20 protein-coding genes are annotated in these 13,669 nt (G+C 61.6%); all 20 read left to right on the top strand.

All coding sequences use genetic code 11. From position 1 onward, the window contains the following. The first annotated feature begins 26 nt into the window (after window positions 1-26). The 20 genes from CS390_RS23080 to CS390_RS22990 all read left to right on the top strand — a co-directional run bounded on the left by CS390_RS23080 (window position 27) and on the right by CS390_RS22990 (window position 13,662). Complete coding sequence (locus CS390_RS23080) at window positions 27-950, top strand: GPO family capsid scaffolding protein (RefSeq protein WP_099776148.1); 924 nt, start codon at window positions 27-29, stop codon at window positions 948-950. Between the two features lies 1 nt (window position 951). Beyond that, window positions 952-1,968, top strand: a complete 1,017-nt coding sequence (locus CS390_RS23075; protein WP_099776146.1) for a phage major capsid protein, P2 family — start codon at window positions 952-954, stop codon at window positions 1,966-1,968. Next, complete coding sequence (gene gpM, locus CS390_RS23070; protein ID WP_099776144.1) at window positions 1,968-2,783, top strand: phage terminase small subunit; 816 nt, start codon at window positions 1,968-1,970, stop codon at window positions 2,781-2,783. The genes CS390_RS23075 and gpM overlap by 1 nt, the downstream gene beginning before the upstream one ends. Before the next feature lie 99 nt (window positions 2,784-2,882). Then, entirely contained in the window at window positions 2,883-3,347 is a 465-nt protein-coding gene (locus CS390_RS23065) for a head completion/stabilization protein (protein ID WP_099776142.1), read from the top strand. Beyond that, window positions 3,344-3,787: a phage tail protein gene (locus tag CS390_RS23060; protein WP_099776140.1), complete on the top strand. Its 444-nt coding sequence runs from the start codon at window positions 3,344-3,346 to the stop codon at window positions 3,785-3,787. Before CS390_RS23065 ends, CS390_RS23060 begins: the two co-directional genes overlap by 4 nt. Next, a complete protein-coding gene (locus CS390_RS23055; protein ID WP_099776138.1) occupies window positions 3,777-4,457 on the top strand; it encodes a phage virion morphogenesis protein in 681 nt (226 codons plus the stop codon). The genes CS390_RS23060 and CS390_RS23055 overlap by 11 nt, the downstream gene beginning before the upstream one ends. Before the next feature lie 10 nt (window positions 4,458-4,467). Then, on the top strand, window positions 4,468-5,583 hold the full coding sequence (locus CS390_RS23050; protein ID WP_099776137.1) for a DUF2586 domain-containing protein: 1,116 nt from the start codon (window positions 4,468-4,470) through the stop codon (window positions 5,581-5,583). Window positions 5,584-5,589: 6 nt separating this feature from the next. After that, window positions 5,590-6,042 carry a phage protein gene (locus tag CS390_RS23045; protein WP_099776135.1) on the top strand — a complete coding sequence of 151 codons (453 nt, stop codon included), beginning with the start codon at window positions 5,590-5,592 and terminating at the stop codon, window positions 6,040-6,042. Then, window positions 6,042-6,254, top strand: coding sequence for a TraR/DksA C4-type zinc finger protein (locus tag CS390_RS23040; protein WP_099776133.1), 213 nt, complete (start codon window positions 6,042-6,044; stop codon window positions 6,252-6,254). Before CS390_RS23045 ends, CS390_RS23040 begins: the two co-directional genes overlap by 1 nt. Continuing rightward, window positions 6,251-6,643, top strand: a complete 393-nt coding sequence (locus tag CS390_RS23035; RefSeq protein ID WP_099776131.1) for a D-Ala-D-Ala carboxypeptidase family metallohydrolase — start codon at window positions 6,251-6,253, stop codon at window positions 6,641-6,643. Before CS390_RS23040 ends, CS390_RS23035 begins: the two co-directional genes overlap by 4 nt. Next, entirely contained in the window at window positions 6,644-6,874 is a 231-nt protein-coding gene (locus CS390_RS23030; protein ID WP_099776129.1) for a hypothetical protein, read from the top strand. After that, on the top strand, window positions 6,864-7,226 hold the full coding sequence (locus CS390_RS23025) for a DUF1353 domain-containing protein (RefSeq protein WP_099776127.1): 363 nt from the start codon (window positions 6,864-6,866) through the stop codon (window positions 7,224-7,226). Before CS390_RS23030 ends, CS390_RS23025 begins: the two co-directional genes overlap by 11 nt. Before the next feature lies 1 nt (window position 7,227). Next, window positions 7,228-7,485 carry a hypothetical protein gene (locus CS390_RS23020; protein ID WP_099776125.1) on the top strand — a complete coding sequence of 86 codons (258 nt, stop codon included), beginning with the start codon at window positions 7,228-7,230 and terminating at the stop codon, window positions 7,483-7,485. Continuing rightward, a complete protein-coding gene (locus CS390_RS23015; protein ID WP_099776123.1) occupies window positions 7,482-7,772 on the top strand; it encodes a putative phage tail assembly chaperone in 291 nt (96 codons plus the stop codon). Before CS390_RS23020 ends, CS390_RS23015 begins: the two co-directional genes overlap by 4 nt. Window positions 7,773-7,795: 23 nt before the next feature. Next, window positions 7,796-7,936: a hypothetical protein gene (locus CS390_RS25120; protein WP_177442428.1), complete on the top strand. Its 141-nt coding sequence runs from the start codon at window positions 7,796-7,798 to the stop codon at window positions 7,934-7,936. 6 nt (window positions 7,937-7,942) lie between these two features. Continuing rightward, the gene (locus tag CS390_RS23010; protein ID WP_099776122.1) at window positions 7,943-10,051 is read left to right on the top strand and encodes a phage tail tape measure protein; all 2,109 of its coding nucleotides are present in this window, start codon (window positions 7,943-7,945) and stop codon (window positions 10,049-10,051) included. Next, window positions 10,048-10,365 carry a DUF2590 family protein gene (locus tag CS390_RS23005; RefSeq protein WP_099776120.1) on the top strand — a complete coding sequence of 106 codons (318 nt, stop codon included), beginning with the start codon at window positions 10,048-10,050 and terminating at the stop codon, window positions 10,363-10,365. Before CS390_RS23010 ends, CS390_RS23005 begins: the two co-directional genes overlap by 4 nt. Then, window positions 10,362-11,537 (top strand): baseplate J/gp47 family protein, encoded by a 1,176-nt coding sequence (locus tag CS390_RS23000; RefSeq protein WP_099776118.1) that lies wholly within the window; start codon window positions 10,362-10,364, stop codon window positions 11,535-11,537. Before CS390_RS23005 ends, CS390_RS23000 begins: the two co-directional genes overlap by 4 nt. Beyond that, window positions 11,530-12,054: a phage tail protein gene (locus tag CS390_RS22995; protein WP_099776116.1), complete on the top strand. Its 525-nt coding sequence runs from the start codon at window positions 11,530-11,532 to the stop codon at window positions 12,052-12,054. The genes CS390_RS23000 and CS390_RS22995 overlap by 8 nt, the downstream gene beginning before the upstream one ends. 9 nt (window positions 12,055-12,063) lie before the next feature. Continuing rightward, window positions 12,064-13,662, top strand: coding sequence for a phage tail protein (locus tag CS390_RS22990; RefSeq protein WP_099776115.1), 1,599 nt, complete (start codon window positions 12,064-12,066; stop codon window positions 13,660-13,662). Window positions 13,663-13,669 lie beyond the last annotated feature (7 nt).

Genomic DNA, 13,669 nt, shown 5'->3' with positions numbered 1-13,669 from the left:
CAAAGCCATGAACTCACCAGGATCCTATGCCACGTTCCCTCGTTTCGTACTGGAAGCGCGTAGCCAAAAGCGGCCCCACTGTAGATGGCCGCGAAATCCTTCCCCAGGAACTGCGTGATATCGCCGAGACGTACAACCCCGCGGAATACACCGCGGTGATCTGGTGCGAGCACGAGCGCTGGTACGGCTCTCACGGTACCGTTTTCGCGGTTCGCCTGGTGGAGCAGGCCGACGACCTCAAGGAAGGTCAGGTAGCCCTGGAAGCGCAGCTCAAGCCAAACGATCGTCTGCTGTGGCTCAACGACCAGGGCGAAAAGCTGTTCTCCAGCATCGAGATCACCCCCAATTTCGCCGCATCTGGCAAGGCCTATCTCACCGGCCTAGCTGTCACCGACTCGCCTGCCAGCCTCGGCACGCAGGAGCTGTATTTCTCCAAGCGTACCAGCAAGGCCGCGTACTACAGCGTTCCGGTCGAGCTGGGCACCCTGCGCGATGACAAGGGCGGCAATAGCGACGAAAGCAAGCTCCTGCGTCTGTTCACCAACCTTTTCAAACGCTTTGCCACCGAAGAATCGGTGGGTGAAGCAGCCGACGACACCCCCACCGAGAGCAAACCCCCAATGGATGAAGCTACCGCCAAGGCCATTCAGGCCCTGATCGAGCAGCAGATGATCGTCACCGCAGGCCTCCAGACCATCGTCGACAGTTTCGCGGAGGTCGCGCCAGAGCCGGACGTTGAGCCGATCGACGACGTTCAGTCTGCTGTCGATGCCATCGTCTCGACTGCCGAAGACGAGAAGCAGCTCAGCCGCCGCGGCGGCGGCAACAAAGCCCTGCATGCCAGCATCCAGAAGCTGGAAAAGCAGTTCAACCAGCTGATGAACACCCCGCAGGGCCGCAACGTGCCACGCACCACCGGCGCTAACACTGACAAGAAGCGAGTCCTCTGACATGGCCTATAACCTGAGCTCCTACGGCGCGCAGATGTACGCTGCGATGCAGGTGGCCATGGCCGAAACTTACGGTGTGGATGCGGTCACCCGCATGTTCAGCGTAGAGCCGTCCATTGCCCAGGAACTGAACGACGCCATCACCGCGAAGGCTGACTTCCTCGAGCGCATCAACGTCATCGGCGTGTCCGAGATCAAAGGCCAGAAGGTGTTCCTGGGCACCTCGGGCCCTGTGACCGGTCGCACCAACACCAAGACCACCGACCGCGAGGCGAAGGATGCCTCGGCGTTGGATGATGACACCTATGAGCTGGTGTCTACCGAATCGGACGTGAGCCTGGCTTACGCCAAAATTGACGCCTGGGCGAAGTTCCCCGAGTTCCATCAGAAGTACTCGGCCGCGGTGCAGAAGCAGATTGCCCTGGACCGCATCATGATCGGCTTCCACGGCACTCATGCTGCCCCGCAGTCCGATCCCACTCAGTATCCGCTGCTCCAAGACGTGAACAAGGGTTGGCTGCAACAGGCGCGCGAGAAGATCCCGGCGCAGGTCCTGAAAGAAGGCAAGGTAGCTGGCAAGGTCACCCTGGGCGCCGGCGGCGACTACGCCAACCTCGACGAGCTGGTGCACGACACCAAGCAGATGGTTGACGAGCGTGTCCGTGACGGCGGCGACCTGGTGGCAATCATCGGCAGCGACCTGCTGGCCGCAGACAAGGCCAAGCTGTATGCCAGCCAAGCGGGCACTCCGACTGAGAAGGAGCGCATCGAGAGCCAGCAGGTCATCGCCACCTATGGCGGTCTGCCGGCATTCAGCGTGCCGCATTTCCCTGCGAACGCCGTGCTGGTCACCAGCTTCGACAACCTGTCGATCTACTACCAGGACAGCAGCTGGCGGAAGCAGACCATCGACAACCCGAAACGCTCCCGCGTCGAGGATTACAACAGCCGCAACGAGGGCTATGTGATCGAGCAGCTGGAGAAATTCGCCCTCACTGAAAACGTCGAGGTGATCTGATGAGCCTGGCACTGGCGCACAAGCGCCGCACCCTCGAACAGGGCTTGGCAGCTTCGGCTGCCAGTGCCAAACCGTCGGTGTATTCCCCGGCGGCGGCCATGACCAGCCCAGCGAATGCTCAGAAGCACTACAAGCTGATGGAGGACGCCCTGCTGGTCGACCTCGAGCGCTTGTCAGGCTTCAACAGCATCGAGCAACGGCAGGTTATCAAGCGTGAAGAGCTGCTGCCCAAGTACCTGGAGTACGTCGGTCGCTATCGTGAGTCCGGCCTGAACTTCCCAAACCAGGTTCTGATGTACGTCATGGTGTGGTTGTTCGACACCAGCCAGTTCGAGCTGGGTCTGGAGCTGGCCGACTTCGCCATGTCCCAAGGCCAGGCGCTGCCGGAACGCTTCAACCGCGACATTCCCACGTTCGTTGCGGATGAGGTGATCGAGTGGGCAGAGGCCGAATACAAGGCCGGCCGCAGCCCTGAACCCTACGTCAGCAACCTGCTGCCCCGTGTGGATGGTGAGTGGGCTCTGTTCGAACGGATTCCGTCTCGCTACCACAAACAGCTCGGCCTACTGGCCATGGACCGCAAAGATTGGGCCTCCGCCATCGTGCACTTCGAACGAGCCGAGGCTCTGTACGAAAGCATCGGTGTGGGCACGCGCCTGGCGGGAGCTCGCAAGGCGCTGGCCAAGGCGACCGCCCTGGGCGGGCAGGTAGCGGCCCAGATTGCCACCCGGCTCGATGAGGTCCTGCAGGCACCTGAAAAGCAGGAGCCGAGCAGCACAGCCCCCGACGGCAGCGATAACGCCGCCACCGAGTAACCGTCTTCCCCCCCCGCAGGGAGTTGTTACGGCAAGGCCGAGTCATTCATGACCCCGACCTTCACCGCAGCAGCAACCTGCCCTATTTGAGTGGTCAGCATGAGTGGATTTTCCGGCAAGACCATCAGCCTAATGGAACGGACCATCATCAACGACGGGTTCTGGCCCGATTTGTTGATGTCCGAGTTCCAGCAGGGCTACCGGCTTCCTGGCGAGTACGCCCTGGACATGCTGACCACTGATCTCGTTACGGCCATGCACGAGGTTAACCTCGACCTGGCCAAGCTGAAAGCGCGCTGGCAGGACGCAGGAGTGTCAAACGTTGAGTCCGCAGACAGCACCGTCCTGCCGGAGCGCACCTTTCAGGTGTCGCTGTACAAGCGCGCCGTCTACACCCGAGCCAAGGCGAGCCTGCTGACCCAGTTCGCCACGGTCACCCGCAGGGAAGTCGCCGAGAACACCGGCAAGGACGCCCCGGAGCGCGGTGAAAAGTACCTAGAGTTCAGCCAGCAGGCCGTTCGGTCGCTGCAGGGCCGTGGCCGTATTACGGCGGCGCTGCTGTGATCAAGCTGCAGGCTTTGACGGCCTACCTCATCGAACGCCAGTTGGTTGCCCCCGAACAGCTCGACAGCTGGACCGACCAGGTCAACCTGGAACTGGTGTGGAAGCCCGACACCAAGGGCATGCACATGGGCGACATGAACTACAGCGCCACGATCGTGCTCGAGCGCTTCGCCGATAACCCGGCCCGCCTGATGGCCTTGGTCGGCAGTTGGCTGGAGAACAACGACGAGGACCGCGACGGACTGCCCGCGACCGTGTTCGACATCACCATGCTCGACAACGACCTGGCCGACGTCGACATCAAGCTGCAGTTCAGCGAACCGCAGTACCTGACCGAGGATCCTGACGGCGAGATCGCGGCGTTCGGCAAGACCTGGGCATTCGTGCCGTTCGAGCTGTGGGTGGCCGAGGAAGGCGAGGTGGCCGGCGATGGCGCGTAGCACTTTCGACCTGGACGTGCGTGGCCTGCTCGGGGCGGAGGAACAGCTCGCGCTGCTCAATCTGCCGCCTCAGTTGCGCCGCCGGCTGCTGAACAACGTCAGCAAGCGCGTGCGCAGCCTGAGCCGCCAGCGGATCCGCAACCAGCAGAACCTGGACGGCTCACCGTTCGAGGCACGCAAGGGCTCCGGCAAGGGCAAAAAGAAGATGGAAGCCGGCCTGGGCAAGCTGCTCGAGGTCACCCGCGTCAATGCTGACGAAGCCGAACTGGGCTGGCGTAACGCGCTGACCCGTTGGGTGGCAACGCAGCAACACAACGGCGTGTCCGAACGACGTACCGCCGCGCAGATGCGCCAGTGGAACAAGGTTCCCGAAGGCCTGGCCGCGACCGAAAAGCAGGCCAAGCGTTTGCGTCGTCTCGGTTTCAAGGTCCGTCAGGCGGGCAAAAAGACGCTCACACGCCCGTCAGTGGCGTGGATTAAAGAGCATGTGAACTACGCCAAGGCGGGTCTGCTGATCCGCATCCTGGACGACGAACAAGCCGAGTCCTCTGGTGCGCAAAGCTGGGAAATCAAACTCCCCAAGCGCCAGTTTCTCGGCCCTGGCACCGAGTCAGAAACCAGTGCGCTGGTGAACCTGGTGCTGCAACAAATCCTTAACGCTCCCCGCTAACGAGGCACACATGGCACTTGGCAAAGTCAGCGTCAACAATCTCAATCTCAGCCAAGGCGCTGTGACTGCGATCGAACGCCACTTCCTTTTCATCGGCCCTGGTGCAAAAAGCATCGGGCAATTGATCTCCCTGAACACGGACAGCGACCTGGACGTGATGCTGGGCATTCCACCCAGTGACCTGAAAACACAGATCACTGCCGCCCGCCTGAACGGTGGCGATCGCTGGGCCTGCGTGGCCGCGCCGATTGCGGCCGAAGGGGATTGGCAGGATGCCCTGACCGTATCGCAACAGCAGGGCCATTCGTTCGAAGCTGTGGTGATCACCACGCCGGTTGAGACTGCTGCCGAGCTGTCGGCCATGCATGATGCCGCGATCGCCCTGGGCAACACCTACGGTCGTCGCGTCTTTTTCATGGCGGCGTCTGTGGGTATCACCGATTTGCAGACTTGGGCGCAATACCTGGTCACCCAGAAAGCCATTACCCAAGACTTGGCCGCGCCCCGCGTCCTGTGCGTGCCGCAACTGCACGGCAATGATCTGGGCGTGTTAGCCGGTCGCCTGGCTAATGCCGCCGTCAGCGTGGCCGACAGCCCCATGCGTGTGGCCACCGGTGCGGTACTCGGCCTCGGCCCGGTCCCGGCCGACGCTGATGACGTGCCGTTGCCGTCGGCCACACGCGCCGAACTGGATACTGCGCGACTCTCCGTGACCCAGACCTACCCCGACTATCCAGGCGTGTACTGGGGCGACGGCAACATGCTCGACGTGCCCGCCAGCGACTTTCAGGTGGTCGAGTACCTGCGCATCGTCGACAAGGCGGCGCGCCAGGTGCGTCCACTGCTGATTGCCCGTGTCGCTGACCGGCGACTGAACAGTTCGGCCAACAGCATGGTGGTGAACATGAACGCGCTGATGGCCCCGCTGCGGGCGATGGCCAAGTCCACCACTTTTGCGGGCCAGGTGTTTCCCGGCGAAATCGAACAGCCCAAGGACGGCGACATCGTGCTGACCTGGAAGAGCAAAACCGCCGTGGAAGCCTTCATCAAGGTCAAGCCCCTCAATTGCCCGAAAGACCTGACCGCCAACATCGCGCTCGACCTTTCGACCACCGAAACGGAGTAACCCCGCATGGCTGCAAAGATTGGCGGCAAGAACTTCGACGTGAACCTAGGCGATCTGCTCGTTCACGTCGAGAGCGGCACCCTGGACATTACGGACAACAGCACCGTGGCGCAGAGCAAGGGCGTGCCGAACGGTCACGTTGACGGTGACGTGGCCGCTGCCGGCGAACTGGAGCTGGACACGACCAACTTCAACCTGCTGATCGAGCAGGCCAAGAGCGCCGGCAGCTTCCGCGAGCTGGAACCGTTCGACATCGTATTTTTCGCCAAGGCCGGCGACGAGGAACTGCGCATCGAAGCGTTTGGCTGCAAGGTGCGGATCTCCAGTTTGTTGAGCCTCGACCAGAAAGGTGGCGAGAAGAACAAGCACAAGATCCCGTTCGACGTCACCAGTCCGGACTTCATCAAGATCAACGGCGTGCCGTACCTGAGTGCCGCTGAAATCGAAGGCCTGACCTGATGGTGGACTGGTTCGATCGCGCTCAGGCGCAAGAGCAGCGCGAGCGCGACAAAGCCATTGCGGCCCAGCTCGCCAGCCCGCGCCCGTCCGGACCGAGCCGGACCCACTGCCTGGTTTGCGAAGAGCCGATCCTCGAAAAGCGCCGTGCCCTGGGTGGAATCGTCCGCTGCACGCCCTGTGAGTCCCTTTCTGAACAAGGAAAACGCCGATGAGCATCATCACCTGGCCGCACTTTGCCGCGGCTGAATTGCGCTGCAAATGCGGCAAGTGCAACAGCACCGGCGCCGAGATGGATCCGGCATTCATGGCCGAGCTGGTGACCCTGCGTCAGCAGTTTGGCCGGCCGATGGCACTGAGCAGTGCCTACCGCTGCCCGAAACACCCGGTGGAAGTGAGCAAGCCTGCACCAGGTGAGCACTGCACCGGTCTGGCCGTTGATGTGCGCTGTCGTGGGGAAGATGCCGTGGAGATCCTGCGCCTGGCGATGAACCTGAAATTTACCCGGTTCGGCATCAGCCAGCGCGGCAATGCTCGTTTCCTTCACCTGGGCATGGCGCCGGCCGGTGGCCGATTCCCCAGCCCTGCGATCTGGAGCTACTGAATGCGCCGGTATCAAACCCATGCCCTTGTTGCCCTGGGCGCTGCACTGTTTGGCAGCCAGCTGGAAAACATCGCCATTGCCTTTGACCGTTCGTATGGCGAGGAAGTCGCGACCATTGCCGGGGCCTACTGCATGGCGCCGGAGCGTCTGCGTGTTGCGCTTCGAGAGGTGATCGACGTCAGCGCTGCACCGAACAAAATCCGCGTGGAGTGCGCCGCCGATGCCCTTTAGAAGCGACCTGATCGTTAAGGCTGTGAACGGTTCGCCGCTGTGGGATCTGGTCCGACCGCTGTTCTTTGTGACTGCGAACGGCCGGCCGGTGACAGTGCCAGCAGGCTATCGCACGGATCTGGCCAGCGTGCCGCGCCCGGTGTGGTGGCTGGTACCGCGTGACGATGAAATGGCCCGCCGGCCCGCCGTGGTGCATGACTACATCTACACCAACCTGACCCGCAAATTCACCAAAGCCGAAGCCGACCTGGTGTTTTACCAGGCCCTGCAGGAAGAGGGCATGCACAAGCCTTTGGCCTGGCTGATGTACAGCGCGGTCCGCATCGGCGGCCGTGGCAACTGGAGCGCATGACATGGAGTTGAACCCGCTGACCGTCAGCGTCTTGCTGGTGCTGACTGAACTCGCCCTGACCGGCGTGCTGGGCTTTCAGGTTTACCTGTTCAAGCAGGTCAGCGCGGCGCGGCGCGAGCACCTGGAGCTGCGCCTGTATATGGCCCAGAACTACGTGAGCAACGAGCAATTCGACAAGGTCATTTCCCGGCTGGAAACCCGCTTGGAAAACCACCTCGACACCTATTTTCGCAACCTCAACAAGAGAGCCAACGCATGACTGACGTAAAACGCGATATCACCCTGGAAATGGGCGACAAGGAATTCACCTTCCACCTGACGCCCCAGGACGTGACCAAGTACTTCAACGCCACCACTCAAGCGAACAAGGTCGCGCCGGCGCACAACCTGCTGATGAGCACCGTCAAGCCGGAAGGCAAAGCTGATCTCAAGTCGCTGCTGGAAAACCCGGTGACCACCATGACCATCGCCGGCGCGCTGCTCGAGGAGTACTCGCCGGACATCGACATCATCGTAAAAAAGTCCTCAGCCACGCTGACGGCTTAACCGACGACGGGCTGGGCCAGCTTATGGCCCTGACTCGCCGCTGGCTGCCCGGCGCCGAGCCCACCATCGAGAACATGGGCACGGCCAAGTGGCTGGAAGAAGAACACTGGAAACGTATGAGTTTTGCCGTCGCTGACGGCATATCCCATGCCTTCAACGGATAACAATCCATGGCTGACCGCAGCGCCCGACTGGCTTTCATCCTGAGTCTGACCGACAAGGTCAGCGCGCCCCTGGGCAAGGTGAAAACCAGCTTTTCCGACCTGGCCACCCAAGGCCAGCAGAACATCATGAAGATGGGCGCAGGCCTAGCCGGCATGGTGGGCGCAGGCGTGGCCATTTCCGAATCGCTGGAACCGGCGTTGGAGATGAACCGCGCCCTAGGCGAAGTCCGCTCGCTGGGCGTGGCTGAAGATGCATTGAATGCCCTGAACAAAAAGTCGCTGGAGTTCTCCGTGAACTACGGCGAGAACGCCCGCGACTTCGTGGCCTCGGCTTACAGCATCTCGGGCGCGATCAAGGGGTTGTCCGGTGACCAGCTGGCCACCTTCACCAACACCAGCAACCTGCTGGCCAAGGCCACCAAGTCCGACGCCGAGACCATGGGGGCCTACGTCGGCACCATGTACAACCTGTTCAAAACCTCGGCCGACGCCATGGGCAAAAGCCAGTGGGTTGAGAAATTGGGCGGCCAGACGGCACTGGCGGCGCAGTTGTTCCGCACGGACGGCGCGCAGCTCAAGGATGCGTTCAAGGAAGTGGGCCAGCTCGCCACCACCGCCGGCGTCGATATCGCCGAGCAGTTCGCGGTGATCGGTACGCTGAGCAGCACCATGGAAGGCGGCGACGCTGGCGGCCTGTACAAGTCGTTTTTCGAGAACATCGGTGCGGCGTCCGAAAAGCTCAAGCTCAAATTCACCGAGCAGAACGGCCAACTGATGCCGATGACCGACATTCTGGCCAAGCTCGAAGGTAAGTTCGGCGACCTGACCAGCGCCGCTGCCGGCGCCAAGTTGACCGAGGCGTTCGGCGGCGAAGGGGCGCGGGTGATCAATGCCCTGGCCAAGGACACCGACCGCTTCAAAAACGGCCTCGACCAGTTGGGCAAAGTCCGCGGCTTGGAGAGCGCCGAGAAGATGGCCAAAGCCATGGTCGACCCGTGGCAACAGTTCGGCGCGGCCGTCCAAGCGCTGCGCATTGCCTTCGGCCAGGCGCTGATCCCAATGCTGACCCCGCTGATGGACAAGCTGGTTGGCATCGCCGGAACACTGACCCGTTGGACCCAGTTGTTCCCGAACATCACCCGTGTGATCGGCTTTACCGTGCTGGTGATACTCGGCCTGACCGCCGCCATGGCCGCGATGACTCTGGTGGTGGGCATGAGCAAGATGGTTTGGCTGTCGCTGGTCACCGTCTGGAAGCTCCTGAACTGGACAGGTTTTCGCAGCATCGCCATGTTCCTGCTGCAGACGGTGTTGGTCGCAGGCTTCGTCGTGGGCTTGGCGTTGCTCTACACCTGGATGGGTTTGGTCAGGGTCGGCATGTTGCTGTGGCAGGGTGCGATCTGGCTGGTCAACGCCGCCATGCTGGCCAACCCGGTGCTGCTGGTTATTGTCGGAATCGTTGCCCTGGTCGCGATTGTGGTTGCCGCCATCGTCTATTGGGACCAATGGACCGCAGCGCTGATGAACACTGCCGCGTTCCAGTGGATCGCGGGCCAGCTGCAGGCGCTGTCGGACTGGTTCGGCTCGATCGGCGGCTGGACCGGCATGGCCAGTGCGGCCTGGGACGGCATCGTCGCGATCTTCAAGGACGCGATTAACAGCCTGATCACGATGTTGAACAAGATTCCCGGCGTGCAGATCGATGCGGCCTTTGGCGAGATGCCCAAGGCCCCCAAGGCCCCCAAGGCCCCCAAGGTCCCCGGCATCGAAGCGCCGGTACCGAGCACGCCGGCGGTTGATCGGGCGCTGCAGGCGGCCCAAATGCCTTTGGCGGCGCGCCCTGCATTGTCTGTTGTGCCACCCCTGGTCATGGCCCCCGCGTCGACCGAACAGGCCGAACAAGCTCGCCAACGTATGAACGGAGGCACCTCGGGCGGTCTGTCGCCGATGGGGCCCACGGCCGTGCCCCAAGGTGGATTGCTGCGCAGCATCCAGAACAACAACAGTCAGACCCAAAACAAGGGCAACCGCGTGGAAAACGTGAACATTCACACCAGTAAGCCAATGACCCCGCTGGAAATGGAAAACATGGTGAGCATGGCGGTGGGCGGATGAGCGAATACATCGACCTGCTGATTGTCGACAACGACCTGGTGCTGGATCCGTCCCGTCAACCGGTGCTGATCGATGACCGAGCCAGCATCGCCCAGGACATCGCTCACATGATCCGTGACAGCGGTTTGCTGGTGACCCTGGTCGCCGAGCGCAACAGCTTGAAACAGCGCGACTGCATACAGCAGTTGGAGCTGCTGGTGGAGGCGGACGAACGTCTGGTACCGGGAACGGCGCAGATCACCCAGCTCGAGCCCGGGCAATACCTGGTGACGGCCACAACCCTGAAATTCGGCAGTATCGAGGTGACGCTGTGAGTGATGTGGATTTCAAGCAAGCGTTAACTGACGCCGGCATCCCGACCACGGAAGAAGGCCTGCGCCAGGCGTGGGAAGCGGAAGTGGTCGCCCAGGGCAGCAAACTGAGCAACACCAGCACCTGGTCACCGTTCTGGCGTGTGGTCACCGCGTTGGTGACCAAGCCGGTGGTGTGGATCCTGGACTTCTTCATTGCCACGGTACTGCCGAACTTCTTCGTCAAAACCGCCGTGGATGCCTGGCTGGACATGCTGGCCTGGGGCGTGAACGTCGAGCGCAAGGGCGCGACCAAGGCCAAGGGGGTCTTGCTGTTCACCCGTGTCGCCGCCGGCGGCGTCCTCGAGGTCGCAAAGGGCACGGTGGTGCAGTCAGCCGCGATCAATGGCCACGTTTACCAGCTGGTGACGACAGCGGTCGGCACCTTCACCGATGGCGCCATGCAGTTGCTGATCCCGGTCGAAGCGGTCGATGTGGGTAGCGGGTTTAACCTGGCGCCTGGGTACTACGCCGTTTTGCCGGTGCCGATCCCAGGCATTGCCCTGGTGGCCAACGCCGACGGCTGGTTGACCACGCCCGGGGCGGACAAGGAACCCAACGATGAGCTGCGTCTGCGCGTGCGTAACCAGTTCTCGGCGGTAAACCAATGGCACACCGACGCCGTGTACCGGGCGATGATTTCAGCCTTCCCGGGCGTGCGTCCGGATGGCGTGTATTTCGAACATGGCGCCCCACGCGGGCCGGGCAGTGCCAACGCCTTTGTGCTGTTCGATGCGGACGTGCCGGCGGCGACTTACCTAGAGCAAATCAACGCCCACATTCGTGACCTGGGCAACCATGGTCACGGTGATGACCTGCTGGTGATGGTAATGCCGGAAACCTTCCATGCGCTGCAGGTGGAGATCTGGCCGCGATCAACCCTCACGGCCGAACAGCGGCAAAAGCTGGAGGACGAAGCGAGCCAGTTCATCCGGGCCGCGTTCCGCGAGAGCACCGCCAGCGACTACCAGCCCACCCTGACTTATCCGCAGTCGCGATTTTCCTTCAGCCGCCTAGTCGAGGAGCTGCACCAGCAATTCGCCGGCATTGAGTCGCTGCACTTCACCAACGACGACATTCTGGCCGAGCTGAACATTCCTCGAATCCTGAGCCTGCAGGTGGTGCTGCATGATTAAGCTCGATCTGAAGTTCTGGCTGGCCGGTACCGAACTGACCAAGCTCAAGGACGCCGCCCAGGGCTGGTGGGAAAACGTCGAAGGCTGGTTGCGCTGGCCGTTGCTGCAGATGGATGCCGACAGCTGCCACCTGGTGGTGCTGGACCTGCTGGCCTGGCAGCGCGATATCACCCGCTTCAAGGGCGAGCCCGAAAGCCTCTACCGACTTCGGGTCAAACACGCCTTTATCAACGCCGTGGACGCGGGCAGCACGGCCGGCATGAAACGCATCCTGGTGCGCCTCGGTGTCGGCTATGTCGAGATCGATGAGCGCATGCCCGATCGGGATTGGGACGTTGTGCTGCTGCGCTTCTCCGACTCTCAGCTTTCTCAGAATCCTGAGTTGCTGCGTGTGCTGATCCAGCAGTACGGGCGCACCTGCCGCCGCTACGACTTTGTAACTATCACCCCAGTGACGATGAATGTCGCTGTGGTGGACTTCAACGACGACCAGCAGACGCTGGTTGCCAGCCTTTAGGAGCCCCACATGGGAGCCAGTATTACCCTTGCAGGTGAAAGCCTGATCGCCAACAAGCAAGCCGCTCATGAAGGGCTGAAAGTCGCTCGATTCATCTTTGCCAACGTGCCAGGCATTAACCCCAGTGACCCGGTGAATCGAGCAGCGGCTAAGCCTGCTGCCGCGCAGATTGTCCACGTTCACCAGATCCCCGACGAAAACTCCGGCTATGTAAGCCCCAACCAAGTTGTGTACAGCGCGCAGATCGGCTCAGACGTGGGCGATTGGGACTTTAACTGGGTAGGTTTGGAGACGATCGAGGGGGTGCTGTTTGCGGTGGCCTATGTGCCATTGCAGCAGAAACGTCGGAACATCCTGCCGCTGCAGATCGGCAACAACCTGACCCGCAACTTCCTGGTGAAGTTCGACGGTGCCCAGGCGCTGACCGGCATCAGCATTGACGCCAGCACTTGGCAGCACGACTTCACCGTGCGTTTGGCCGGCATCGATGAGCGCGCGCGGCTGAGTAACCACAATATCTTTGGGGAAGCGTGTTTCTTTGGCAGCTCGCTGCAGCTGGAGAAGGTCGGCAGCGTATACCAGATAAAGCCTGGTCAGGCGTATGTCGGGGGTATTCGCCTAGTTCAGTCGACGCCGCTGCCGGTTGTACCGCCAGCATTCCCCACCAAGGCCTGGTTGGACGTTTCCCTGCAGCGCGAACTTAGCGATGTGGTGGCCCGCTGGCAGGTTGTGTTCGCTGCGGACAAAACCAACTATATCGACAGTGCCGGCGTGTGGCATTACTGCGTGGCCATCGCGGATCTGACCAACGCCAATACGCTGATCGATCGTCGATCGGTGGAAGAGATCCCAGGGCCGCTGGTGACCCATTTTGCCGCCCGTGTAGGTGACTATGACCAGTTGCGCGCTCGGGCGACGACCAAGGATGACGTCGAACTGGGGAACCTACCAAACGCGATCAGCGACGATTCGGAAACCAACAGCAGCTTGATCCTAGCCAGTACCAAGGCCGTGAAGTCGGCGGTCGCGCTGATCTGGACGGCGATCGCCAATATCGTGTCCGGGGCCACGGTGGTGGGGAAATGCGCCAAGTTCGCCACTGCCCGCAAAATTACATTGAGCGGGGCCATGACCGGCTATGTAGATTTTGACGGATCCACAGACGTGACGTTGAACGCTGCAGCTACTCAAGCCACCGAAACAATAGCCGGCGGCGCGAAGGTGGCCAGCCAGTCACAAACCAACACCGGAGCGGATGATGCGACCTATGTCACTCCGAAAAAGTTGCGGTGGGGAGTTTCATTCAGCCTCGAGCCAAACGGCTACATCGCTTTTCCTAGCTGGATGGGCGGCTGGATAGTTCAGTGGGGCCGGGCAGGAAACCAGGCGTCAGGGCCGATCACCGTAGCGTTCCCCATTGCCTTCCCGTCCTTGAAGCTATTTGAGCTTGCGCTTCCGGTTGTGGGGGACCCCATCGGATGGGACGTTTCGCCGAGCAGCGGCAATACGTCTAAAACCCAGGCGACCTTCCATCGACGTGCCGGGAATGGCACAACCACTAACGGGATCACGAACTTTGACATTTACTGGATTGCGGCTGGCCGCTAGGGATATA

Source organism: Pseudomonas sp. HLS-6 (genome assembly GCF_002753995.1).
Lineage (GTDB): Bacteria > Pseudomonadota > Gammaproteobacteria > Pseudomonadales > Pseudomonadaceae > Aquipseudomonas > Aquipseudomonas defluvii.
The sequence above is the reverse complement of the archived record's forward strand: the minus strand, read 5'-3'. Positions and strand labels throughout refer to the sequence as shown.

Bases quoted from the DNA above. Each gene is read 5' to 3' on its own strand.
- gpM (WP_099776144.1), top strand. From the start codon at position 1,968: ATGAGCCTGGCACTGGCGCACAAGCGCCGCACCCTCGAACAGGGCTTG.
- CS390_RS23020 (WP_099776125.1), top strand. From the start codon at position 7,228: ATGGAGTTGAACCCGCTGACCGTCAGCGTCTTGCTGGTGCTGACTGAA.
- CS390_RS22995 (WP_099776116.1), top strand. From the start codon at position 11,530: ATGATTAAGCTCGATCTGAAGTTCTGGCTGGCCGGTACCGAACTGACC.
- CS390_RS23005 (WP_099776120.1), top strand. From the start codon at position 10,048: ATGAGCGAATACATCGACCTGCTGATTGTCGACAACGACCTGGTGCTG.
- CS390_RS23075 (WP_099776146.1), top strand. From the start codon at position 952: ATGGCCTATAACCTGAGCTCCTACGGCGCGCAGATGTACGCTGCGATG.
- CS390_RS23035 (WP_099776131.1), top strand. From the start codon at position 6,251: ATGAGCATCATCACCTGGCCGCACTTTGCCGCGGCTGAATTGCGCTGC.
- CS390_RS23025 (WP_099776127.1), top strand. From the start codon at position 6,864: ATGCCCTTTAGAAGCGACCTGATCGTTAAGGCTGTGAACGGTTCGCCG.
- CS390_RS25120 (WP_177442428.1), top strand. From the start codon at position 7,796: ATGGCCCTGACTCGCCGCTGGCTGCCCGGCGCCGAGCCCACCATCGAG.
- CS390_RS23080 (WP_099776148.1), top strand. From the start codon at position 27: ATGCCACGTTCCCTCGTTTCGTACTGGAAGCGCGTAGCCAAAAGCGGC.
- CS390_RS23030 (WP_099776129.1), top strand. From the start codon at position 6,644: ATGCGCCGGTATCAAACCCATGCCCTTGTTGCCCTGGGCGCTGCACTG.
- CS390_RS23015 (WP_099776123.1), top strand. From the start codon at position 7,482: ATGACTGACGTAAAACGCGATATCACCCTGGAAATGGGCGACAAGGAA.
- CS390_RS23055 (WP_099776138.1), top strand. From the start codon at position 3,777: ATGGCGCGTAGCACTTTCGACCTGGACGTGCGTGGCCTGCTCGGGGCG.
- CS390_RS23010 (WP_099776122.1), top strand. From the start codon at position 7,943: ATGGCTGACCGCAGCGCCCGACTGGCTTTCATCCTGAGTCTGACCGAC.
- CS390_RS22990 (WP_099776115.1), top strand. From the start codon at position 12,064: ATGGGAGCCAGTATTACCCTTGCAGGTGAAAGCCTGATCGCCAACAAG.
- CS390_RS23040 (WP_099776133.1), top strand. From the start codon at position 6,042: ATGGTGGACTGGTTCGATCGCGCTCAGGCGCAAGAGCAGCGCGAGCGC.
- CS390_RS23065 (WP_099776142.1), top strand. From the start codon at position 2,883: ATGAGTGGATTTTCCGGCAAGACCATCAGCCTAATGGAACGGACCATC.
- CS390_RS23045 (WP_099776135.1), top strand. From the start codon at position 5,590: ATGGCTGCAAAGATTGGCGGCAAGAACTTCGACGTGAACCTAGGCGAT.
- CS390_RS23050 (WP_099776137.1), top strand. From the start codon at position 4,468: ATGGCACTTGGCAAAGTCAGCGTCAACAATCTCAATCTCAGCCAAGGC.